Below are 23,810 nucleotides of genomic sequence, written 5' to 3'. Positions count from 1 at the left end.
GCGGACAATTTTTTTGCCTATTTTGTACTTTTTTTGCTTTTGTTTGGAATTTTGAATATGAATGATAAAACAGCCGCACCGCGCCGCATTTTAACGGGTATTACCACCAGTGGTATTCCCCATCTTGGCAACTATGTCGGTGCTATTCGCCCAGCCATACAATCGGCGATACAAGGCGCAAGTACGGGAGAAAGCGACGCTTATTTTTTCTTGGCGGATTTGCACGCACTCATCAAATGCCATGACCCTGAGGCGATTCATGCCTCGACCAAGGCAATTGCCGCTACGTGGCTTGCGTGTGGTCTCGACCCTGAGCGCGTGGTGTTTTACCGCCAGTCGGACATTATCGAAATTCCGGAGCTAACTTGGGTGCTCAACTGTAACTGTGCTAAAGGTTTGATGAACCGTGCGCACGCCTACAAAGCCGCCGTAGATGCTAACCGTGAAACGCCAGACACTGACCCTGATTATGGCATTTCGATGGGATTATTTAGTTATCCTGTGCTAATGGCCGCGGATATTTTGATGTTTAATGCCACCCATGTCCCTGTGGGGAAAGACCAAATCCAGCATATCGAGATGGCACGTGATATAGCAGGTACTTTTAATTTTCGCTATTGTGACCCAGAAAAACCGCTTTTTGTATTGCCCGAAGCGATGGTAGATGATGACACGCCGCTACTGACGGGGCTTGATGGTCGTAAAATGTCAAAAAGCTATGGCAATACCATTCCGTTATTTGGCGACCCTTCATCAAATCAGTCGCAAGTAGACGGTGAAAAAGCGCTGCGAAAAGCCATCATGCGTATTGTCACCAATTCACAATTGCCAGAAGAACCCAAAAACCCCGATGAATCCACGATTTTTGAGATTTATCGTGCATTCGCTAGCGCGGAAGAACAACAACTACTGCGTCAACGTTTTGAGCAAGGTATCGGTTGGGGGGATGCCAAAGAAGTGTTGTTTGAAAAAATTAACAGCGAAATTGCCCCTTTCCGTGCTCGTTACAATGAATTGATGGCGAATCCAAAAGAATTGGAAGAAATCCTACAAATGGGCGCAGAAAAAGCCCGCCGTGATGCGCGCAAACGCCTTGAAAAAGTACGAAAAGCCATTGGTATCAAACCCCTTGCTAAACTCAAAAAATAACGAGTCACTCATGTCATTTGCACACTTTAAAGCCTATACCGATAGGCTTTATCAAATCGATAAAGCCTTTGACGATGCGCAGCCCAACCGTCTTAACCGACATCGCCACCTTGAGCCTGATTCAGCCGAGTTTCTTGCCAGTCTGGTTATCAGCAAGCGGGCTAAAAATATATTAGAAATCGGCACATCAACGGGCTATTCTACGCTATGGCTAGGCTATGCGTTAGCCCAAATCAATCGCGCCAATACCGCGAATAGTGCCACGTTGACCTCGATTGATATCGACGAGTGGCGATTACTAACTGCTCGCAACCACCTGCGCACCTTGCAGTTTGACCACAATATCACGCTACAACAAGTCGATGCGAAGGATTTTTTACGTCAGTCGACCGCCCATTTTGATGTGATTTTCTTGGATGCAGAGCGCAGGTTTTATGGTGACTATGTGGCTGACTTTAAGCGGTTACTGACCTTTGGTGATATGCTGATTGTCGATAATGTGATTTCTCATGCCGATGAAGTGACAGCGTTTTTGTCAGCCTTTGAACAGGACAACAACTATCTGTGCTCTACCCTATCAATTGGGGCAGGATTGTTTTTAGCAATTAAACAATCAAAGGATTAATAACAAAATGCTATGGGAATTATTAAAACAAATTTGGTGGTTAATTCCTCTTTTCCTTATCATTAGTTTTTTAAAATCGCCTACTTTTAAAGGTTGGTTTGGCGAAAAAATGGTTGAAAAAGCTGCTAATCGCAAGCTGCCACATGATAGCTACCATGATTTTCAAAACGTCACTTTAGCAACTGATGAAGGTTCTACGCAAATTGACCATATTTATGTGTCGCGTTTTGGTATTTTCGTGGTTGAAACTAAAAACTATAAAGGGTGGATTTATGGTAAAGTCAAAGATGCCAAATGGACGCAAAACATTTATGGCAAAAAACATCTTTTCCAAAATCCGTTACGACAAAATTATAAACATATCAAAACATTAGAGAATTTATTAGATTTACCGAATGACGTTTTTTATTCAGTTATTGTATTTACAGGTGAATGTGAATTAAAAAGTAATTTTCCAGTCAATATCTGTCGCTTGGGAAACTTCACAGATTATATTTTGTCATTTGACCAACAAAAACTCAGCGACATACAAGTTCAGCAAATCTGCCAATTATTGGCTAAAAATCGTCTTGATAATACGCTTAAAACTCGCCATCAGCATATTCAAAACCTAAAAAAACAACATCACAAATGACCAATTTAGCCATTCGAATTTTTGAGACGCCTGTTCAAAGTCTGCCCGAAGACCTCTATATTCCGCCTGAAGCCTTTGCCATTTGGCTGGAGCAGTTTGAAGGCCCGCTGGATTTTTTGCTGTACTTGGTCAAAAAAAATAACTTTGATATCACCACCACAGCGATTTTGCCGATTACCGAGCAGTACCTGACTTATATTGAGGAATTGGATGACAATCATTTTGAGTTGGCAGGCGATTATTTACTGATGGCAAGTACCTTAATTGCTATCAAAAGCGAATTGTTACTACCGAGCCCCCAACGGCCAGAGTATGAAAAAACCCCCACCAAGCAGCTGATTGACAGACTTGAACAATACGCCCAAATCAAACACGCCAGTCAGCGTATCGATGCGTTAATGCGGCTTGAGCGCGATGTGTTTTTGGCATACGCCAGTTTGCCAAGTCCTGATATATTAGCCAAAGAGATTGCACCCTATCCTGCCACCATGCTTGCCGACAGTTTAATCAAAATGCAGCTAAAACCCGATTACCAAATGCACCATGTCAAAGCCGATATCGTGCCTTTGGCAGAGCGTATGGCAAGTATTAGCCGTATATTGGCAAGTCGTGGTCAAGGCACTTTCCACGACATATTAGATAAATCACAAGGCAAACTGGGTGTGGTGGTGAGTTTTGTCGCTATTTTGGAATTAGCAAAACAGCGGATGCTAAAATTTGTCGCACAAGAGGATGACAACGCTTCCGATGTAAGCGAACTAACCTTGATATGGGCATCGTCATGACCGATTTTAACCAACAACATCAGCTTGCCCAGCAGCATAGCAAATCTATTGAAGCGATTTTGCATGCTTCAGAAACCCCGATTACTGCCAAACAGCTATGTCACTGGCTATCGATTAATCCAAACCAACTGAGCATGGCGCTCACAGTCTTGCAGCAGCATCTATCACAAGGCGCGTTAACCTTAGCCGATACCGCGAGCGGCTACCGATTGCAAATCGCCAATGACTTTAGCCCACTTATTCAGCAAGTTTTTCCCCAGCGTCAAGAAACCTTAAGCCAAGCGCTATTAGAAACGTTAAGTGTGATTGCTTACAAACAACCGGTGACGCGTGGCGATATTGAGCAAATTCGTGGCGTGACTGTATCGAGCAATATTTTACGGCAACTATTTGATAAAGGCTGGATTATTGAGCAAGGATTTCGCGATACGCTGGGACGGCCTGCACTACTGCATACCACGCCAGCGTTTTTAGCCGCCTTTGGGCTTAAAAGCTTACAAGATTTACCAAAGCTGCCTGATGTACAACAGCTTGAGATATAAAAAGCTGCCGACTGGGTAGCTTCCTAAAGACCCTGTTTAAAGACCCTGCATCAAGAATGCATTAAGGCAAGCGTCGAGCAGGGGCGCCCCACTGGTTGACATTCGGCTTGGTATCTGTGCAATACCACACCAGCAGCATAATCCCGCCAATGATGGGGACAAAGGCAATGAGCATCCACCAGCCTGATTTATTAACATCATGTAAACGGCGAACACCGACTGCAATATTGGGAATCACCAAAGCCAAAGCAATAAGCCCCGCCACAATGCCATCAGTACCCATCATATAATCGATAATTGCCCCACCCAGATACAACATGACCCACGCCAAATAAAAATACCAATATTCTTTACGTCTAGCGCGCCCTTTAAAATTGGCATAATTGCTGAGACTTTTTTTAACCCAATCAAAAAAGCCATAATTTTCTTCAATCGCCCATGCTGGATTGACGGCATTCATGCCCGCTGCGTGAGTAACTTGACCATAGTTGGCAGTTGTAGGGTTGTCTGTATAGCCGTGAGGGATGGGCGCAATCGTGCTATCTATCGGTTTGTTCAGATTGACTGCATTGCCTGCGGCAAGACCGACAACTGCCACTGCATAACCCTGCGCATCGACACTAAATTCTACTTGTTGTCCTGCCGTCGGTGCTGTGGCTTGTTGCCATTGTTGGCTAGTAAATGGGTAATTTTTTCCGTCCTCCGCCATGATGATACCTTGACCATGTTGCGGCGAAAAATTGGCTATTTGCCCTCTCATTGTTATTATTCCCTGTGCTGTTATTGATTTACTTATGTCGATGATTATAACGTAAAATAATTTTTACAATGTGACATTATTTATGTTCAATTTTTGATTAAAATACTGGTTAAAATTTAGCCACATGACTTTATACTAGCATTCAACCATCGCTTGTCCTACAATAGGCACAAGCATGAAGTTTCATGCTATCACAACATTGTGAAATGTTGCTACCTATTAAAGGATTATTGAATGAAAGACGAAAAACTGCAAAAAGCGCTCGCCCGTCTAGGCTTAGGTTCGCGCCGCCAAATGGAAGATGTGATTCGCGAAGGTCGCGTCAGTGTTAACGGGACTGTGGCTACCATTGGTGACCGTGTCGGACAGGGCGATGAAATCCGAGTCGATGGACGTTTGCTACGCTATACCGCAGAAAATGAAAAACGCCGCCGTATCTTGATGTATTACAAGCCAGAAGGCGAAATTTGCTCAGCCCATGACCCAGAAGGTCGTCCCACGGTGTTTGAGCGCCTGCCACCCCTAAATCATGACCGCTGGGTAATGGTGGGTCGGTTGGACATCAACTCAACAGGTTTATTGCTATTTACCAATGATGGAGAACTGGCTCACCGTCTGATGCACCCATCAAATGAAATAGAGCGCGAATATGCGGTGCGTGTGATGGGGGAAGTCACCCCTGAGATTATCTTAAATCTCAAACGAGGCGTCATGCTAGAAGATGGTATGGCACAGTTTGATGACATCGTTGAAAAAGGCGGTGAAGGTATCAACAAATGGTACCAAGTCAAACTCAAAGAAGGTCGCAATCGTGAAGTACGCCGCTTATTTGAATCGCAAGGCTTAAAAGTAAGCCGATTGCTGCGTATCCGTTACGGCTCTGTCAGTCTCCCAAGGGAGCTTCGCACGGGTCGTTATCTTGAGCTAGATCGCCGTGAGATTGACACCTTAGCAGGGCTTGTCAACATTCGCCCGCGCCAAGGCACAGGGCTTTATGGCATTGCCAAACGCCGCCAAGAACGCTTTGAGAAAAAACCGCTAAAAGCGCGCCGCGGCGGTCATCACTTACGCCGCGATAAAGAAAAAAGAAGTAGCTAACCGCTATAAAATTTACACAAAAAAACTTAAAAAAAAGCGTATCAAATTGATACGCTTTTTTCATTTTAATGTACCAATGTTAATCTACCATCAACTACGTGCGATTTTTGACATAGCGATAAGTTGACGCAAATTGCTGGCTGACTTCATGAAACATCTCATTAAGCAATTCATCTAATTGCCGATTGACGCGAGCCAATACCTCAATTAGCATCTCGCCTGCGGTCATCTCCCCCTGAATTTTTTGATTGAGCTGACTGGGATGATATTTGGCAATTTGGTCATACTGATATACTGCTTCGGGAATCGTCTGCTCTATCAAGCGATTGACCACAAACTTATTTTCAGTCAGCCATTGGGTTTGCGGATGGTCTGGTTGATTGGCTGACTGGCTTTGGTCGCGTTGCCAATCCTGATAACGAATAAGTTTGTCATGGATGGTATCAAGCAGCATCACGGCAGCTGTTGGCAAACGCTCAATTGACGCGCCATCAATACCTAAAATCGAAGGTGAAGATAATCGCGGTTGTTGATTTTTTGCTTTAAACCATTTTTTATTGCTTGCATTTTTGCTAGCACGTGGCATTAAGTTAAAACGGCTATCACTACCGAAGGTATTGGGAACTGGCAGGTTTGATTGGTACGCCAAGCGCATGGTTTCTGCTTTTGCCAGTGATGCGGTGGGCGGCACGGAATATTGAGACATACCGACCTCAATACCTGCCATGTCATGCAGTTTATACCAAGCCAGCCTTATCCATCGATACGCCAAAAAGCTTATCAATACGGTCAACAAAACACTGAGCAAAATATTCATCTATACGCCTTAACAGCTTGTTTATCAATAACAGCCTGCCTATAAAAAGCAAATATAGCATTACTATGATTGCAACTGTTTAAAAATTCAAGCATGTTAGCGTTGGCTAAGCCTAAAAATTCATCGGTCGAAAAAAAGTATTGCCCAAAACTGTTAGCTATTAACTGCTACCCTAAATTGTCATATTTACATGGTATGCCAATAACGAAGTTTATTAATTTCAAATAAGAATGCCACAAACATACCGAGATAATACGCCAATTTAAGCTCAAAACTGTCATCCCGTAACTTAAAAGGTAATGCGCAAAGGGTGACGGCAAGCGGAATCCACAATAGCATAAACACCCAATTTTCGATGACATTGAGCCAGCCTTGCATTCCCTTGCTACTGCGTAAAGCCGCCAACCCTAACAACAAGCAGGCAACTATCAGTGTGTTGATTAAGCCTTTTGGAAGATTGCTGGGATAAATCGATAATTCTTGCTTAGTATAATGTGGCAATGCCATTCAATAAATTCCTAAATAATTACTGAGGATTGGTGTTATGTATAGCGTCAATGTCTAGCATCAATTTGTGGCGTTAATCTCAATGTCTTGATGGGTGCCGACTCACCGAACGAGCCGCTACGAATATGCTGCCATCATCCATAGCATCGCCACACAGCTAAATAACAAACCCAAGGTTAATGCATTGCGATTTTGAATCGGCGCACGCCCTGAGTAGCGATTTAACACCTGTGAACCCACGACAAAAGCCAGTGGGATACCCAACCAAAAAATCGCAATGGTACTCACCAGTGAGGGCAGCATTGATGATAAACTATCGCCAAACATCAACCTAAACCCAAAACCTGCCAACCCTAGCAACACCGCAAATATTGCCAGTCCAATTGTCAGACCTTTGGGTACTAAAGACGGGGATTGAACGTCCATACCAATTTCCTTATGTATGATTCCTTATAGAGCATTTACGCTGGCAAGCGACCGACCAAAGCCAGTTCGGCACGCATCGCGTCAATCGCTTGGCGATAATCAGGTTGATTAAATATCGCTGAACCTGCGACAAACATATCAGCCCCTGCTTCGGCAACCGCACGAATATTACTGGCTTTGATACCGCCATCGACTTCAAGACGAATATTGCGACCCGATAGCCTAATCATTTCGCGCACCGCTTCTATTTTTTTGAGGGTGCCATCAATAAATGCTTGCCCACCAAACCCTGGGTTAACACTCATCAATAAAATCTGGTCAACTTTATCCATCACATAGTCTAGATAGTGTATCGGCGTGGCAGGATTGAGCACCAATCCACAGTCAGCACCCCCATCTTTAATGAGTTGTAAAGAGCGATCGACATGTTGCGTGGCTTCTGGGTGAAAGGTAATGATGCTGGCGCCCGCTTTTAAGAACTGCTCAATCATACTATCAACCGGTGACACCATCAAATGCACATCTATCGGCGCAGTTATCCCATAATCACGCAGCGCCTGACAAATCATGCTACCAAAGGTCAAATTTGGGACATAATGATTGTCCATCACGTCAAAATGCACAACGTCCGCACCTGCAGCGATAACCTGCTCGACTTCCTCGCCCAGACGGGCAAAATCTGCCGACAAAATCGAAGGGGCAATCAAAAATTGGCTATTATTAGTTGGATGGGCAAATTTATTAGGGGCTTGTTTAGGTGAGTCTTCAAGAATTTCAGACTGGTTCATCGTCATTGTCCGTCAGCTTTGATTAAAAAGTGCGGATATTTTAGCAAAGATTATTTTAAAAAACTTCGACTATTTGGTGACTATTATTTGGTAGCTATTATTTGGTGACTAATATTTGGTGACTAGGACTATTGACAGCGACTATTTGCTGCCCGTGAAAATAAATCTGCCATAAGCCTTGCAGAATTTGCATTTAAGTAGTCAAAACAAGCAAAAAACAAGGTAGCTAGACTATGCTAAATTAGGCTAGATTATGATTGATAAGTACCAAAAAAGATAAAACCCAAGTCTTAGGGCAATAGACTTGGGTTTTAGGGCACTTCATGTCAACTATGTTATTATTATTGGCTTTCCATGATATTACTCATCCTGAGCGTCTCAACACTACCATTCCTTGGTATCATCCTTGTGTTGATGAGTTCATTGTAGGTTGTTGCACCGTTGGTTACTAGCCGCAAAAGGCGGAATCTGTTGTAAGCAAATGCTTACATGCAGTTTTAGCTTGCCCGCTGCTAACTTTCGCATGCGCCTGTCAATAATTTGCTAGCATCATTAGCGCTATCAGTCTGAGCTTCCGATAGCTTTTCGCCTTCTTTGACGCCTTCTTTGATGGTCTCTTTTGCCTCTTGGTGATCGGCGATGCTTGGCAAAGGTTCAGGCTGCTCATCCATGACTTCAGGTTCATATTGTAACGTAGTGAGCACGGGGAAATGGTCAGAGCCAATGTTCGGCATACGCGCCATCGATACCAGCGTGAAGTGATTGCTGTGAAAAACATGGTCAAGCGCCCAGCGCAAAAATGGGTAACTGGCATGAAAGGTATTGATGAATTTTCGCCCAATACGGGGGTCTAGTAGCCCTGAGATACGCTGAAACATACGCGTGGTATGCGACCAAGCCACATCGTTGAGATCACCTGCAACAATCACCGTCAAGTCGTTGGCGTTGATATGTTTGCCTACCATTAACAGCTCAGCATCCCGTGTCACCGATTTATCGGCTTCGGTTGGACTCGGTGGCATGGGGTGCAAGCAGTATAGCCAAACAACCTTTCCCATGGCTAGGCGAACTTGGGTATGAATCGATGGAATATCATCAACCACCAGATATTTTACTTGCGGATTGATAAGTTCAAGCTTTGAGTACAAATGCATACCATATAAGTTATCGAGTGGCACTTTGACGTTAAATGGATAGTCAGCCTCAATGGGGCTTAGAGCGTCTTGCCACACTTGGTCAGTTTCGAGTGTCAATACAATATCGGGTTGATGGGTATGGATAAGGTCAATCAAAGCGTGTTTATTTGGATTGGTCGTCAACACATTGGCAACCAACAATTTCACTTGATAATCGCGTGATTTTGGCTTTGCCGTTTGCACTTGTTTCTTCCACAAAAACGTATATGGCAACACCATGTACGCTTGCATAGCCAGTGCAATAAGCAGCAACAAAATTAATCCAATTTGCCAACGACTGTCAAAAGCGCCCAGCCAAAGTAAGCCAATGAGCGCCACCACCCCCAAAAAAATCAATTGATTTCTGGGAAAATCAGCAACCCTAAACCACCATTCAAACCTAGGGATGGTTGCCCAAAAAGTTGCAAAAACCACAAAACCTGCTAGCAACTGTAACAACAGCGTCATTGTCTATCCTTTCATGTTATATTGCGGTTCACGTTGGTCAATATTAGCTTGTTATCATTAGCTTGTTATCAATAGCATGGCGATATAGTAGCCACAAAAATACGGCTGATAAATTGCAGTTGTGTTGCCAAACGCTATTTTTCACCGTGACATCGCTATCAGCCTACCATCTATAGCCAAATAGATGCCCCATGTAAAAAAAAATTCACTTGCAAAACATGACAAATACAGGCAAGGTAACAGGTTACTAATTGAAAAATCAATGTGGATTTTCTGCACTATTTATTTTATTTTGTTTACAGTAAGGAAGGGTTATCATGAGTCAGCTACGCGTAGGTTTGGTCGGATGGCGTGGAATGGTCGGTTCGGTATTAATGCAACGTATGATGGATGAAAACGACTTTGAAGGGATTACCCCCGTGTTTTTCTCTACCAGTAATGCCGGTGGCGATGCTCCTACCCCAAATGGCATTGCCCCTAGCAAGCTTGAAGATGCGCATGACTTAGCGGCTTTAGCGGCTTGTGATGCCATTATTACCTGTCAAGGCGGTGACTATACTAAAGAAGTCCATCAACCGCTACGTGATAAAGGCTGGACAGGTTACTGGATTGATGCAGCAAGCACCCTACGTATGACTGACAATAGCATCATCGTCCTAGACCCTGTCAACCGCAATGTCATTGACGACGCTATCAAAAATGGTCAAAAAGACTTTATCGGTGGTAACTGTACGGTATCTTTGATGTTGATGGCGATTGGTGAGCTGTTCAAACGCGATTGGGTTGAATGGGTATCTGCGATGACTTACCAAGCGGCAAGTGGTGCGGGCGCCAACAACATGCGTGAGCTTATCAAGGGCATGGGCTACATCCATGATGGCGTCGCAGACGAACTCAATAATCCGGCAGGCGCAATTTTAGAGATTGACCGTAAAGTAGCCGAATTACAACGTAGTAGCGAGTTCCCAAAACAATACTTTGGTGTGCCGCTTGCTGGTAGCTTAATTCCTTACATTGATGTGCAGCTAGAAAACGGGCAATCAAAAGAAGAATGGAAAGGCTGTGTTGAAACTAATAAAATCTTAGGCAATGATGCAGACAAAAATAATGCCAACATTGTGCCGATTGATGGTATCTGCGTGCGTATCGGTGCCATGCGTTGTCACTCACAAGGCTTGACCATCAAACTAAAAAAAGATATCCCTCTAGAAGAAATTGAAGCTGCGCTTCGTAACAGTGGTAATGAGTGGCTAGATGTGGTAGAAAATGACAAATCTGCGTCGGTTGAGCGGTTAACCCCAGTCGCGGTCACTGGCACCCTTAAAGTTGCCGTAGGTCGTCTTCGTAAGATGAATCTAGGTGGTGAGTATTTATCTGCCTTTACTGTTGGCGATCAGTTGTTATGGGGCGCGGCAGAGCCATTACGCCGCACACTTGCGATTATCCGCAATCAATTATAAACCCAAGGTTTTATAAAAAAACACGCTGACTAGGGCGTGTTTTTTTATGCCTGAGTAGATAAACCTGATAGTGTTAATTTGTTATTTACCCCTAAAAAACGCCATGACCAGTAAACAGGGATTGCCGTTATCAGGGTATTGTCAGGGTATTGTCAGGGTATTGATAGTACAGCGTCATTATCCAAGCATCAATCCACGCTCAAATTGCTATCAACAGCGGGCTTTATGCCAATAATAAGCGAGCCAGACTATTGAGAGTTTTGGACAAAAAGTGTAAAGTTGAGCAGATAATTTGACTGAAACTTTTGTCAAGTTGTTGGACTATCGATTAATTCGATGTTTGAATATTGCCTGTCGGTATATTGACTACCATGAACCAAACAAGTAGGCATTTTTTAACACCCCTAACTAGGCTATGATACCTTCAGCAAGGATTTTTTATGTCTTGGCAAAAATACTCTGTACACTTGGTATTGGGTTTTCCCTTATCGCTTCCCATTGTCGCTTATGCCGTCAATATTGGCGATACTTATGTACAAACTCAACAAAACCAACCTTTAAACGCCAGTATTAATGTCAGTGATGTCAATCCAAGAACTTTTTCTGTCAAAGTCGCCCAAGCTGATGTGTATCGCCAGCTAGGCTTGTCAAAAGATGCCGATATTCAAATCAAATTTGTCCCAACCAGTAGCAATGGCGGTCAGATTGTATTGACCACCAACCGTGCGATTAATGCCCCATTTACTGATGTGGTGCTCAATATCACGGAAAATGGCGTGACCAAAACGCTGCCAAAAACCTTGTTGATGCCCATCGACAGCGCACAAAAAATCACCACGCAAGCCAATACCACGACTTTGCAATCACCTGCGCAAAACATCGTCATAGGTTCGGCTAATCCTGTGCAGTTGCCTGTTATGTCGCCCGACCCTATGCCCATGCAGCCGATAACCTTGCCATCAACCACCATCAACCAGCTGCCTAATTTACCTACAACTGGTATGCCCGCTGGCGCCGCCCCAATGACGCAAGCTAGCGAAAACAGTGACTACCTGCGTATTCAAGAGACGCGAACGGTTCGATCTGTTCAGCCAAATGGCACTGTCTACACGCCAGACGCGCCACAAATGCAAAACCCCATCCCAACCAGCGCCGCAGACAATCAATTACCAAGCCCGGCAGCTAGTTATGGCAATCAACCTTCAGACAAGTCCAAATTTAAGTATAGCGCCAAGAACCCGCAAATCATTGGCGAGACAACCACTTATACACTACAGCGCAATGACAACCTTTGGACCATCGCCAGTAATATCGCAGCAGCAAACCGCAAAGATGTGGATCAAGTGATGACAGATATCATGGCAGCCAACCCGACCGCGTTCCCAGATAATGACCCAAGCAAACTTGTCGCCAATACCCAATTACAAATACCAAAATACAAAGTAGTGCCTTCACAAATTGGGATAAAATCGGCCAATAAAGCGCGACAACAATATCGTCAAAACAAAAGACGTGTCGTAAACAAAAAATCTGTCAGAGCACCAAAATCTGCTACTAGACAACCAGCCACCCCAAAAACGACAAAAAAGACACTTAAAGCACAAAAAACACCGCGGCCATACGCAGCGACTAAAAAATCTGAAATGACCATCATCGCACCTAATCATACCAATGGTTCAGTACAAGGTCAAAGTACCAACAACAAATTAGGCAAAGGGACGTCATCCCAAGTAGCGGCGCAAGTGCAGCAAAAACGCCAAGCTACCGCCCAGCAAGCCACTAAAGTTAACAAACTCAATCAAGACTTAGTGGGCGCTGAAAATCGCTTGAAAATACAAAACACCAAGCTTGCCCAATTAGAAAAACGCTTAAAAGAGTTAAACAAAAAATAATATAGCGCGTGGATGATATTGCCTGTGTGCTGTGTCATTTCATACCGTACAACAAATTTGTGGTGATTCATTAGTCGCATAAAGCGGTAGCTCATATCTTGCTATGCCCTAATGATAACTATCTACCGTAACGATGAGGTGAAAGATGGATCCGATAATGATAGGTATCGCAGCAGTGGTGATTTTGGTAATTGTTGCTGGCGTTTTTTTGATGAAAAAAGGTAAGAGCCAGACAACGGTTGATACTCAGACCCAAGTCAAACGTCCAAAAACCTTGGCTGAACAGCAACGCGAACTAGAACTGCAACGTCAATCACAGCAACCAAGCCCCTATGCTGCGCCTAACCTGCCGCAATCGACTTTGCAGGCTGCTCAAACCCTCAATACCGCCGAGAGTGCGCAGCATGAGTTAGAAGCGGCTGAGCAATTGATTCAAAACCAAGACTATGATGGCGCCATCACAACGTTACGTCGCGCGCTAAAAAACCACCCCTCACATAGTGGGTTGAATTTTACCTTGCTCAATACCTATGCTTTAGCCAAAGATTATCAGCACTTTAATAGCTTCTACCTAGAAGTATTGGCGCTGAACGATATTGATCTCACCACCCAAGCCAATAACCTAAAAACGCTGGTAGATGAAGAACAATCGATAAACGCACGCAGCACAGCGATGACCCATACCGCTGAAGCTGTTGAACCTGATGGACTTGATTTTGATTTGCCAGGTTTTAAACAAGACAGTGATAAACCAGCCATCAACAGTACCTTACATGTTGTCAGGCCGACCGTCACTCAAGTGGCACAGCCAGCAAACCCAGTTGATGGTATTAGCAGCAAAGCCGATAACGAGTTAGATTTTGACTTTGCACTCGATGTGCCTGAAACCAAAATTGCACCTGTTGTACCTGTCCCACCTGCAACTAAGCCTACTACCGAGACTACAGCGGCACAATCACAATCAAATGAGTTAACTTTTGACGATTTTGATTTTGATCTATCTAGCAAAGAGCCCGCGACCGCTGAGACTGTCGCTGCCCCTGTCCTAGAATCGACTACCAAAATTTTTGCGCCGATAGATGAACCTGTTACAACCACGTCAGCAAGTAACGTCAATAACAATAACAATGCTATTAGCGACAGCGATTTTGACTTTGACTTTAGTTTACCAGAGACGCAATCAACACCTACCGCTACTGCTCCAGCGCTAACGACCCCAACGGCTGCACCGAGCGCTGACAACAACATCGCAGATGATTTTGATTTCGACTTTGAGTTGAACGCTGAGCCAGCGGTTACTCCAATCAATGACGCTACTACAGAAGCCGACTTAATCTTTGACGCGTCAGATACCAAAGCATCTAGCAATCTAACTTCCGATGCAGCAACTTCTGTACCGGTTGCCAGTGATGAAGCCACAGATATTGCATCGTTTGCTTTGGATGATGAATTACTACGCCAAGCAGAAGCGGCTTCACTAGCCAAGCCTGCTACCCCATCGGTCGCTGAGCCTGTCGTTGACTTGGCAGAAGTCAACGCCCCTAAACCATCTGATTCGCTACTTATCTCAGATGACATGTTTGATTTGTCTTTTGATGACTCAACTACTCAGGCAGCCACTCAAGCAAATACACAAACAACTACGACCCCAATCGCTAGTCCTAAAACGACATCGATTGCAGATAAGGCAAGCCTAACAACTGCGCCAGTTGTTGAAGATTTATCAGCGATACTCGATGTGATTAAGGATATCGACACGGATACGTTAAACGTAGATTTGGCAGAACAGTATGTGAATTTAGGGGAATACGACAGTGCCAAACGCTTGCTTGATGAAATCAAAGATAGCAACAACACGGCGTTGGTAGAACGTGCTACAGCGTTAAGACAACGTATTGCTTAATCATGTATTGCATAAAAAAAGGATAGTAAATTGACTATCCTTTTTTTAGTCAAATTTTTTTTGAATTAACTTTATAACAACTTAATACGCAAAAAACTTAATACTCAATCGCTATGGGTTTAAGTCCCGTTTTAAAGGCGTTTGCTTTTTCAACATAATGTAATGCGGATAGCTGAAGCATCACTTCGCGCGCCTGCGGCAAGGTTTTGACAACTTTAGCTGGGCTACCCATCACGATGGAATTATCTGGGATTTTCATATTTTCGGTAACAAGCGCATTGGCACCGATGATGCAGTTTTTGCCGATTTGGGCATTATTGAGCACAATCGCACCGATACCAATCAAGCTATTATCACCAACAGTGCAGCCGTGTAGCATCGCCAAATGTCCAATCGTCACGCCTTCGCCAATGGTGACGGCGATACCTTCATCGGTGTGTATCACACTGTTTTCTTGCACATTACTATTTTTGCCCAAATAAATCGGCGCATTGTCCGCGCGTATCACCGCGCCAAACCACACACTGACGTTATCAGCTAAATGCACATCGCCTATGACTTCAGCAGAGTCTGCGACCCAGCCTGTGAAGGGTGCCTGATAAGTGGGTGTTTTGTCTTGCCATTGGTACAGCATATCAAATCCTTATGAAAAAAAAGAGTGTCAACTAAAAAATTGACCCTCTAATTTTAGCAAGTGCGGATAAATTAGCAATGGGTTATTGTAGACAACGCAGTTAAATCAAAGCCCTGCTTTTAGGCTCGCTTCGATAAATTTATCCAAATCACCATCTAGCACCGCCTGTGTATTGGAAGTTTCCACTCCCGTACGCAAATCCTTAATCCGCGAGTCATCCAGCACATACGAGCGAATTTGACTACCCCAACCGATATCCGATTTGGTTTCTTCTAGCGCTTGTTGCTTTTCCATACGCTGCATCATTTCACGCTCGTACAGTTTGGCGCGTAGCATTTTCATTGCCGTGTCTTTGTTGGCATGCTGGCTACGTTCATTTTGACACGCAACCACAATCCCTGTCGGTTGGTGGGTGATACGTACCGCAGAGTCGGTGGTATTAACGTGCTGACCGCCTGCACCGCTTGAGCGATAAGTATCGATGCGTAAATCGGCAGGGTTGATATCAATCTCGATATTATCATCAATTTCAGGCGATACAAACACCGCTGCAAACGACGTGTGGCGACCGTTGTTGCTATCAAACGGTGATTTTCTCACCAAACGATGCACGCCGATTTCGGTACGTAACCAGCCAAACGCATAGTCACCTTTGACATGAATCGATGCGCTCTTAATCCCTGCGACACCACCTGCTGATAGTTCCATGATTTCGGCTTTAAAGCCATGTGATTCACACCAGCGTAAATACATCCGCAGCAGCATCTCTGCCCAGTCCTGTGCTTCGGTACCGCCTGAGCCTGACTGGATATCAACATAGCAGTTGTTGCCATCCATCTCACCGCTAAACATACGCTTAAACTCTAAATCTGCGACTTTGGCTTCGGCCTCATCGAGTTCCGCTTGTACGTCTGCCAATAAGGTCGCATCATCGGCTTCCACCGCTAAGTCAATCATGGCTTTGGCATCTTCTAACTTGTCGTCTAAAGCGGTAATCACGCCAATGACATTATCAAGCTGCGATTTTTCTTTACTGATTTTGGTGGCACGCTCTGGGTCGCTCCACAATTCTGGGTTTTCAAGCTCTAAATTGACCTCTTCCAAACGCTCTTGCTTGGCTTCGATGTCAAAGATACCCCCGAAGCTGGTTGCCACGGTCTGTTAAGCCTTTGATATGCTCTAAATACGGGTTGATTTCCATGCGAGGTTACCTTAACGTGTTACTATGAAAAATGCGCTATTATACCTGAATCTGTCACTGGATTCATCTTAGCTGTTGCCATTAATCTTAGCTGTCGCCTACTACGCCTGTGCTTTCATCGACCAATCTTCCACTGCCCAATGATGCGCTAAGGCATGCGCGTGTAGAGTATCATCGGGGCATACCGCAATCGCCACATCTGCCCATTCTAATAGCGGCAAATCATTTTTTGAATCCGAATAGGCATAAGTTTTGGTGTATGTTATGCCTTGCGAATTTTTTTGAGCAATCCAATTTTTTAAATGAATGATTTTGCCTTCTTTAAAGTTTGGCTGCCCTGCGACCTTACCCGTGTACCCCTGCTCGGTGACTTCTAGTTCAGTGGCTAAAATATTATCTTCCTCTACCAAAAATAATTTGTTAGCAATCGCTTCGACCACAAAGGCATTGGTGGCGGAAATCACTACTACATCGTGCCCCGCTTGTAAATGTGATTGGATAGCGTTAACCGCTTTTGGACGCACTTTTGGCGCGATTTCATCTTGCAAATATTGTTCACGCCATTCATGTAACTGGGCTAAAGTATGCTGTTTTAAAAAGCCTGCCACAAATTCATTATAGACGACCGCATCTAACGTCCCTGCGATATAGTGCTCATAGAACTCCCGATTTTTAGCACGATACAGCGATTCTTCTACCAAATTATGTTTGACCAAAAACTCGCCCCACATATAGTCACTATCGGTATCAATGAGGGTGTTATCGAGGTCAAATAGCGCCAATTCTTTGTGTAGTACGGTTGACATAGGACAGCCTTTAGCATAGTTAGTGAAAAGTTAAATTGCGGGATTTTGGTCATCGACGGTTAAGGTATCACCAAATCGCCAAGTACGGATAATGCGCAGCTCCAAATAATCTTGCATTTGTTTTGAGAACTTACCAAATGGCGCGGCTTTACGCACCGAATTTTTTGCTGCTTCATCCAAGATGGTAGAGCCTGATGACTGTAACACTTTGATAGATTTGACTTGCCCGTTAGGCTCGATAATCACCATCAGCATGACATCGCCTTTGATGCCTTTGGCGCGGGCTTCTTGGGGATATTGCTGGTTGCCAATATGATAGGCTTGTTGGCGAAAATTCTCGATATAGCGCGCGGCTTCACCCGTGGTGGTGGAGTTACTGCTGATAGTTTTGACCGCAGATTTTTTGGCTAGTAATTGGCGGTTACTGCTGATTTTGGTTTCAAGGGTGGCGATTTGTGCCTGTACTCGCTGTTCTTGCGCGGCTAGATTTTCGCTATCATCTTGTTTTTTATTATTATTTTCTCTGCGGATTTTTTCAAAGCTTAACGTGGTACGTAGATAACTTTCTTGAAACGCTTGTTGACGCGTTTGACGTTCTTGACTCACGATATCATCGGTTTCATTGATTGCTTGGTCTTCTAAAGGACTCATGGTATTGTTTTCAAGCCGTAGCTTTTCGTTGGACTCACCGCCACCTTGCTGGCCGGCATTGGCAATAAAATCGGCTTTTTCATTCTTTTGCAGATTTTCGGTCAACACCGTGGTGACTTCTTGCACCGCTGCGGTGGGTGAGCTTTTATCTTCAAATTGGATACCAAAAATAACAGCCGCATGAATTGCCACCGCCGTAATGATAGCAAATAGCGTGACGCTGTCTTTGTAAGCCGCGGTATGTGGCATTAACTTTTGAAAAACATCACGGTGACTGTCTTTGCTATACACCAAACTATAACCCTTTGAACGATTAGGACACTATCACTAGGAAACTAGCACTACAACCTTGCTAAAAAAATACAAATCACCCATGTATTATAACGCGCAGATAGTATAGATTAAATCAAACCTTGGCTGAAGCTAAATTCATACGCCATCAGCAATGAGTGGTGAGCCATTAATAAGTAGTAATCAATGTTTACCAATTTATGGTACCTAATTACTGGTAAAAGATTTTTTGTAGACGGGCCAGCGACTTTATGATTAGCGACTTTATGATTAGCAACTTTACAATGCCCAAAAACTGACTACAATAATAGCATTCAATATAAATATAAAAAAACTGAGAAACGATAGTGATAACGAGCAAAACGCAACTGGATGAATTTTTTGCCACCCATTCTGAAGAAATCGCACGTGCGCTGATACAAAAATCACAAACGTGGTATGAGAAAATCGAAGATTTTGCCGGTCAAGAGTTTATCGTGCCCGCCACCGAAAAACAGCTGAACGATGCCATTCAAAAATTTGTGGTGGCAAAAGTCAAAGCGATATTGAGTATGCATCTAGAGATTCATGAAGGCTGGCTTCGACTGTATGCAACGGTTAACTATAAAGGCATCTACGCTGACCTTGCTGTCAATTTAGGTGTGGTACATGCCCAATTTGACCGTTATCGCCAGCGCTTGGTATTTCAGCAATTGACTGACACCGATGTCATTGCCTTGTATTCAGATTCCTATGTGAAATCAAAAGCGATTCATGCGGCGCTTTGGTTTTTCAAACGGGTGTTAAAGAAAGACCCGCTCGGCATGATTTTGGAGAAAATCAATTTGGTGCACCAAAAAGATGATATCTTGTATCTCGATATTGGTCGCTGGCTGAAGAAAAACGAAAAAATCATGGCAACGCTGCGCAAGGTGCAGGTGAATCATGGCTATCTTGCTGAACAGCAGCTCCTAATGAGAGCTAATGCCAACGTCGGTGAAATTCTCAATATAGGTAGTAATGATCAATTGATTACCGAAGCGGATAATCCTGCAGTGACCAATAACGCAACAAAAGCGGCTTAGTATTTTTCATCGCTATCAACCCTCATCCTTTACCGCTTTTGTTTCACCAATTTTTTTAACGATTGTGTTTTGCCAATTAAAGAGATGATTACCAATAGTTTTCAACGACGATATTGCCTTCGCCGCGGCGATTCATGGTCAATCCAATCGATTTTAAGGCTTCTTTGGTATCTTCGACCATTTGTGGGTTACCACACAGCATCACGTGACTGCGCTCTTTATCCAGTTTTTGCCCTACCAACTCGGTTAATTTTCCCGACAATATCAGGTTAGGAACCCGTGCTTTTTCCCCCGCATAATCCGCTTCCCGCGTGACAATGGGCAAAAATACAAACGCTGCCCCATTGTCGCCATAGATTGACTTAATTGACCCAATCTCCGCTTGATAAGCAAGCTCTTGCGAGGTGCGTGCGCTGTACACCAAAATAATGCGCTGATATTGCTGCCATACCTCGATGGTCTTTAAAATCGATAAAAATGGGGCTAGACCCGTGCCTGTTGCCAGCAACCACAAATCATTAGGCAGAGGTAACTGGTAGCGGGCTAAGGTCAAATAGCCAAATGGCGTGGTATTGAGCAATAAGCTATCGCCCACTTGGATATGATTAACCTTACTGGTGAATTCCCCGTGAGGAATGACCACCGAGAAAAATTCAATAAATTCATCATAGGGCGAAGATGCGACGGAATACGCGCGAAACACATAGCCATCAAGGTCAATGGGCTTATCTTGCGTCTCAGAAGTTATTAATTTGGTCTCATGGTTTTGTGCAAAATATTGTAAATCTTTGCCATGGATACCGAGCCTAACAAATTGCCCTGCGGTAAATTTAAAGCCATCGGGACGCGTGACTTTAAAACTTAGCAAGGTGGGCGCCCAACGGGTCACTTCAATCACTTTAACGCGAATACTTTTATCATCTGACATATTATCTTGACCATTTTTTTGCATCATTATAAACAAAAAAGCGTACCTTAATGAACTAAGATACGCTTTTTTATGTCGCAGTACTAAAATTGGATTAATATATGCGAACTAGCGTGATAATTTTTGATAATGTTTCGGGGAAAATACCGAAGTACAATACCGCTAACGTCACCAACAACACCATGATGCCGCCTGCTTGAATACCCCAATGATTGACCGCATCGTGCGGCTGTACTTCTTGGGGACGTCTAAACAAGGTGACCATAAGATTTAGATAGTAATACAAGCTAATTGCACTACCCACGATAATCATGGCAGTGAGCCACCAACTTTGCGCTGAAACCGTAGCAAAAATCGCAAAGAATTTGCTGATAAACCCGGCGGTCAATGGAATACCTGCCAATGATAATAGCATCACAGTCAATACAGCGGTTAGCACAGGACGTTGCCAAAAAATCCCTTGGAAGTTTTCAACTAACTCTGCTTCACCTTGACGTTTGTACGGGCTTGACATGATAGTCACGACACCGAACGCACCAATGGTGGTAAACGCATACACTGCCATGTAAAGGCTGACAAAACCTGCTGATTCAACTTTCACTGCGCTGATAATCGCTAACACATAGCCGATGTGCGCAATAGATGAATAGGCTAACAGACGTTTTATATTGTGCTGACGAAGCGCCAGTACGTTACCGATAATCATCGATAAACTGGCAATCACCACAATCAAGGTATTGACTGCTGGCAAGGCTAAGGTTGCCGTCGACAATAAGAAACGTAACCCTAACGCCATCATAGCTACTTTGGAAACACTGCCTAAGAAAGTCGCCACAGGCGCAGGCGCACCTTGGTAAACGTCTGGCGTCCAAGTATGGAATGGTACTGCTGAGAGTTTAAAGGCAATACCAAATAACATTAATGCAGTCCCCACCACCAAAATCGGCATAACGATACCATTTTGAAACATGGGTACGATTGCCATACCAATTTGACGGAAGGATAAAGTACCTGTGTTTGAGTAGATTAATGCCATACCCATCAACATGGTAGCAGAGGCTGTCGCCGATAAAATGAGGTATTTGAAACCCGCTTCTAACGATTTACCACGCGCATAAGTATAAGCCAACATACCATATAGCGGTACCGACAATAACTCTAAGCTGACAAAGAAAGAGGCTAAGTTATCAGCGCATACCATAAACAGCGCGCCCAATGTTGAGATAAGCATTAGCAAATACAATTCTTCTTTGTTGTCGCCATAGCCCTCAATATAACCATACGCCAAGGTAAAACACGCCAATGAGCTGATTAAAATAATCACCATATTGAACTGGGCAAAGCTATCAACCACAAATAAGGGAGCAATCAAGCCTTGCGATGGCGTAAATAACTCATAAAGACCATGCAACATGCTATCAGGATTGCCACCCAATAACTGTATCAGCACAACAAACAAGGCGGCATTAAGACCAATGACACTAAGGGTGCCTGCCACAAAATTTGAACGCTTCATGGCAATGGTAATCATCACCACCGCCGTGGTAATTGAAATTAAAATCATTGGAAACAATGGCATGAACACATTGCTAGCAAATGGAATAATAGGATTCATCTATTTTACCTCCATATGAGCAAATGGCTCTTGAGAAGTAGGTGCAACTTGCTGGACATGATATGCCTGACTAATCCAGTGCATACTATGGTCAGAGGTATCTAAGAATAATTGGGGATATAGACCTAACCATATTAAGCCAAACGCAAGCACCAACAAGATTGCCGCTTCACGCGCATTGATATCACGCATCGGTGACATTTTCTCAATCGTCGCTGTTGGCGTACCAAATAATGCTTTATAAATCATAATTAATGCGTATAAACCGGCAACGACTAAGCTAAAGGTAGCAAACACCACTGCCACAGGATGCGAGGCAAAAGATCCTAAAAGAATTAAGAACTCACCAATAAAGTTACCGGTACCTGGAATACCTAATAATGCCGCAGCAAAGAACATAAGTAACGGTGGGTAATAACGCATTTGACCCCACATACCCCCCATTTGGCTCAAATCACGGGTATGTAGACGCTCATAAAGCTGACCACTCATGATAAATAATGCCGCTGAGCTAAGACCATGTGCCAACATTTGAATCATCAAGCCTTGGAAACTAATTAACGTACCGGCATACAACGCAAGTACCACAAAACCCATATGTGAAATACTGGTATAAGCCAGTAACCGCTTGATATCTTGCTGCATAAACGCAAGCCAAGCCCCGTAGAAAATACCAATACCGCCCAAAGTAATCGCAATCGGTGCAAACTGAGCACTGGCTTCTGGGAATAGTGGTAGGACAAACCGCAATAAACCATACGCCGCAGTTTTAATCAAAATACCCGCCAAATCCACCGAGCCTGCAGTCGGTGCTTGTGCGTGCGCATCGGGTAACCAGCCATGCAGTGGGAAAATTGGTAATTTAACCGCAAAGCCAATAAAGAACATCAGCATGATTGGGTATTGCCATTTGCCAAGATCTGTACCTAGCAAGTCCATATAGTTAAAAGTTATTTGACCTGTGGTTGATGCATGAATCATCACCAAAATCAAAATACCAATCAACATAATCAGACCCGATGCTTGGGTATAAATAAAGAATTTGGTTGCGGCATATTCTTTGGTTTTACCGCCAATCGCATTGTGTCCCCAGATTGCAATCAAGAAATAAATAGGAACTAACATCATCTCCCAAAAGAAGAAGAACAAGAACATATCGATTGCTAGGAAAACACCAATAATACCGCCCAAGCTCCAAAGTAGATTAAGATGGAAGAAGCCCACACGGCGAGTAATCTCACCCCATGAACACGCCACCGCCATCATACCTAAGAAGGCTGTTAGGCTCACCATCAACAGCGATAACCCATCAATGGCTAGATGGAAACTGACCCCCAATGAGGGCATCCAAGGTAATTGAAACTCTGCCAACCAAGTCGGTTTAGCAGTCACCTCAGCAATGGTTTGTGCTGAACCAATAAAGTTACCGTTTTGCCAAATAGCTACCGTAATCAAAAACGTTAATAGCATGCCAAGGAACGCAATCCAACGAGGTAAACGTTCATCAACTTTTTCAACCAACCAGCACAGAAAACCTGCAATGATTGGAATAAATATCAAGGCGGGTAATAAGAGATTATTTTGCATAACT

General features: G+C 43.8%; 23 protein-coding genes. 10 read left to right on the top strand and 13 right to left on the bottom strand.

Annotation, left to right across the window (positions count from 1 at the left end; translation table 11 throughout):
* Positions 1 to 57: 57 nt before the first annotated feature.
* The 5 genes from trpS to scpB are packed head-to-tail and all read left to right on the top strand — an operon-like array spanning position 58 to position 3,735.
* Positions 58 to 1,149 carry a tryptophan--tRNA ligase gene (trpS, locus tag RTN07_RS00900; protein ID WP_312174874.1) on the top strand — a complete coding sequence of 364 codons (1,092 nt, stop codon included), beginning with the start codon at positions 58 to 60 and terminating at the stop codon, positions 1,147 to 1,149.
* 10 nt (positions 1,150 to 1,159) lie between these two features.
* Positions 1,160 to 1,774, top strand: a complete 615-nt coding sequence (locus RTN07_RS00895) for an O-methyltransferase (RefSeq protein ID WP_312174873.1) — start codon at positions 1,160 to 1,162, stop codon at positions 1,772 to 1,774.
* A 7-nt stretch (positions 1,775 to 1,781) separates the two neighbouring features.
* Positions 1,782 to 2,408 (top strand): nuclease-related domain-containing protein, encoded by a 627-nt coding sequence (locus RTN07_RS00890; RefSeq protein ID WP_099807762.1) that lies wholly within the window; start codon positions 1,782 to 1,784, stop codon positions 2,406 to 2,408.
* The gene (locus tag RTN07_RS00885; RefSeq protein ID WP_076774468.1) at positions 2,405 to 3,193 is read left to right on the top strand and encodes a segregation and condensation protein A; all 789 of its coding nucleotides are present in this window, start codon (positions 2,405 to 2,407) and stop codon (positions 3,191 to 3,193) included. The genes RTN07_RS00890 and RTN07_RS00885 overlap by 4 nt, the downstream gene beginning before the upstream one ends.
* Positions 3,190 to 3,735, top strand: coding sequence for an SMC-Scp complex subunit ScpB (gene scpB, locus RTN07_RS00880; RefSeq protein WP_312174863.1), 546 nt, complete (start codon positions 3,190 to 3,192; stop codon positions 3,733 to 3,735). Before RTN07_RS00885 ends, scpB begins: the two co-directional genes overlap by 4 nt.
* A 61-nt stretch (positions 3,736 to 3,796) precedes the next feature.
* On the opposite strand, the gene RTN07_RS00875 is transcribed toward scpB, so the two are convergent.
* Positions 3,797 to 4,495, bottom strand: a complete 699-nt coding sequence (locus RTN07_RS00875) for a DUF805 domain-containing protein (protein ID WP_312174861.1) — start codon at positions 4,493 to 4,495, stop codon at positions 3,797 to 3,799.
* Positions 4,496 to 4,729: 234 nt separating this feature from the next.
* On the opposite strand from RTN07_RS00875, the gene rluB reads away from it, so the two are divergent.
* Positions 4,730 to 5,593, top strand: coding sequence for a 23S rRNA pseudouridine(2605) synthase RluB (gene rluB, locus RTN07_RS00870; protein ID WP_036591148.1), 864 nt, complete (start codon positions 4,730 to 4,732; stop codon positions 5,591 to 5,593).
* Between the two features lie 94 nt (positions 5,594 to 5,687).
* Here the strand turns inward: rluB and RTN07_RS00865 are convergent, their stop codons facing one another.
* The 5 genes from RTN07_RS00865 to RTN07_RS00845 form a co-directional block, all read right to left on the bottom strand.
* Positions 5,688 to 6,410 (bottom strand): hypothetical protein, encoded by a 723-nt coding sequence (locus RTN07_RS00865; RefSeq protein ID WP_312174859.1) that lies wholly within the window; start codon positions 6,408 to 6,410, stop codon positions 5,688 to 5,690.
* Positions 6,411 to 6,596: 186 nt separating this feature from the next.
* Positions 6,597 to 6,917, bottom strand: a complete 321-nt coding sequence (locus RTN07_RS00860; protein WP_007115494.1) for a hypothetical protein — start codon at positions 6,915 to 6,917, stop codon at positions 6,597 to 6,599.
* Positions 6,918 to 7,034: 117 nt separating this feature from the next.
* Positions 7,035 to 7,343 carry a hypothetical protein gene (locus RTN07_RS00855; RefSeq protein ID WP_099807756.1) on the bottom strand — a complete coding sequence of 103 codons (309 nt, stop codon included), beginning with the start codon at positions 7,341 to 7,343 and terminating at the stop codon, positions 7,035 to 7,037.
* A 35-nt stretch (positions 7,344 to 7,378) separates the two neighbouring features.
* Positions 7,379 to 8,131 (bottom strand): ribulose-phosphate 3-epimerase, encoded by a 753-nt coding sequence (gene rpe / locus RTN07_RS00850; RefSeq protein WP_312174854.1) that lies wholly within the window; start codon positions 8,129 to 8,131, stop codon positions 7,379 to 7,381.
* Between the two features lie 512 nt (positions 8,132 to 8,643).
* Entirely contained in the window at positions 8,644 to 9,774 is a 1,131-nt protein-coding gene (locus tag RTN07_RS00845) for an endonuclease/exonuclease/phosphatase family protein (RefSeq protein WP_312174851.1), read from the bottom strand.
* Between the two features lie 317 nt (positions 9,775 to 10,091).
* On the opposite strand from RTN07_RS00845, the gene asd reads away from it, so the two are divergent.
* From asd to RTN07_RS00830, 3 genes are all read left to right on the top strand, one after another.
* Positions 10,092 to 11,234: an aspartate-semialdehyde dehydrogenase gene (asd, locus tag RTN07_RS00840; protein WP_312174848.1), complete on the top strand. Its 1,143-nt coding sequence runs from the start codon at positions 10,092 to 10,094 to the stop codon at positions 11,232 to 11,234.
* A 440-nt stretch (positions 11,235 to 11,674) separates the two neighbouring features.
* Positions 11,675 to 13,126, top strand: coding sequence for a type IV pilus assembly protein FimV (locus RTN07_RS00835; protein ID WP_312174845.1), 1,452 nt, complete (start codon positions 11,675 to 11,677; stop codon positions 13,124 to 13,126).
* Positions 13,127 to 13,283: 157 nt separating this feature from the next.
* A complete protein-coding gene (locus RTN07_RS00830; RefSeq protein ID WP_312174843.1) occupies positions 13,284 to 15,029 on the top strand; it encodes a hypothetical protein in 1,746 nt (581 codons plus the stop codon).
* Positions 15,030 to 15,126: 97 nt separating this feature from the next.
* Here RTN07_RS00830 and RTN07_RS00825 read toward each other — a convergent pair whose 3' ends face one another.
* The 4 genes from RTN07_RS00825 to RTN07_RS00810 form a co-directional block, all read right to left on the bottom strand.
* Entirely contained in the window at positions 15,127 to 15,663 is a 537-nt protein-coding gene (locus RTN07_RS00825; protein ID WP_007115485.1) for a gamma carbonic anhydrase family protein, read from the bottom strand.
* A 105-nt stretch (positions 15,664 to 15,768) separates the two neighbouring features.
* Positions 15,769 to 16,864 (bottom strand): peptide chain release factor 2 gene (gene prfB, locus RTN07_RS00820; protein WP_312174837.1). Its coding sequence is split into 2 segments (ribosomal slippage): positions 15,769 to 16,791 and positions 16,793 to 16,864, totalling 1,095 coding nucleotides; the frame shifts between segments, so codons are not numbered across the junction.
* A gap of 101 nt (positions 16,865 to 16,965) precedes the next feature.
* Positions 16,966 to 17,670, bottom strand: a complete 705-nt coding sequence (locus RTN07_RS00815; RefSeq protein WP_312174835.1) for an HAD family hydrolase — start codon at positions 17,668 to 17,670, stop codon at positions 16,966 to 16,968.
* Between the two features lie 30 nt (positions 17,671 to 17,700).
* Positions 17,701 to 18,612: an energy transducer TonB gene (locus RTN07_RS00810; RefSeq protein ID WP_227522787.1), complete on the bottom strand. Its 912-nt coding sequence runs from the start codon at positions 18,610 to 18,612 to the stop codon at positions 17,701 to 17,703.
* Between the two features lie 347 nt (positions 18,613 to 18,959).
* Here RTN07_RS00810 and RTN07_RS00805 point away from each other — a divergent pair, with 347 nt between their 5' ends.
* Positions 18,960 to 19,676: a hypothetical protein gene (locus RTN07_RS00805; RefSeq protein WP_312174833.1), complete on the top strand. Its 717-nt coding sequence runs from the start codon at positions 18,960 to 18,962 to the stop codon at positions 19,674 to 19,676.
* Between the two features lie 88 nt (positions 19,677 to 19,764).
* Here the strand turns inward: RTN07_RS00805 and RTN07_RS00800 are convergent, their stop codons facing one another.
* The 3 genes from RTN07_RS00800 to nuoM form a co-directional block, all read right to left on the bottom strand.
* Positions 19,765 to 20,604: a ferredoxin--NADP reductase gene (locus RTN07_RS00800; protein WP_312174830.1), complete on the bottom strand. Its 840-nt coding sequence runs from the start codon at positions 20,602 to 20,604 to the stop codon at positions 19,765 to 19,767.
* A 94-nt stretch (positions 20,605 to 20,698) separates the two neighbouring features.
* Complete coding sequence (locus tag RTN07_RS00795; RefSeq protein WP_312174827.1) at positions 20,699 to 22,219, bottom strand: NADH-quinone oxidoreductase subunit N; 1,521 nt, start codon at positions 22,217 to 22,219, stop codon at positions 20,699 to 20,701.
* Positions 22,220 to 23,806, bottom strand: coding sequence for an NADH-quinone oxidoreductase subunit M (nuoM, locus tag RTN07_RS00790; protein WP_312174824.1), 1,587 nt, complete (start codon positions 23,804 to 23,806; stop codon positions 22,220 to 22,222). It lies immediately after the preceding gene.
* Positions 23,807 to 23,810: the final 4 nt, after the last annotated feature.

Source organism: Moraxella sp. CTOTU46934, assembly GCF_031979465.1.
Lineage (GTDB): Bacteria > Pseudomonadota > Gammaproteobacteria > Pseudomonadales > Moraxellaceae > Faucicola > Faucicola tetraodonis.
This window is presented reverse-complemented; position numbering and strand designations above follow the sequence as displayed.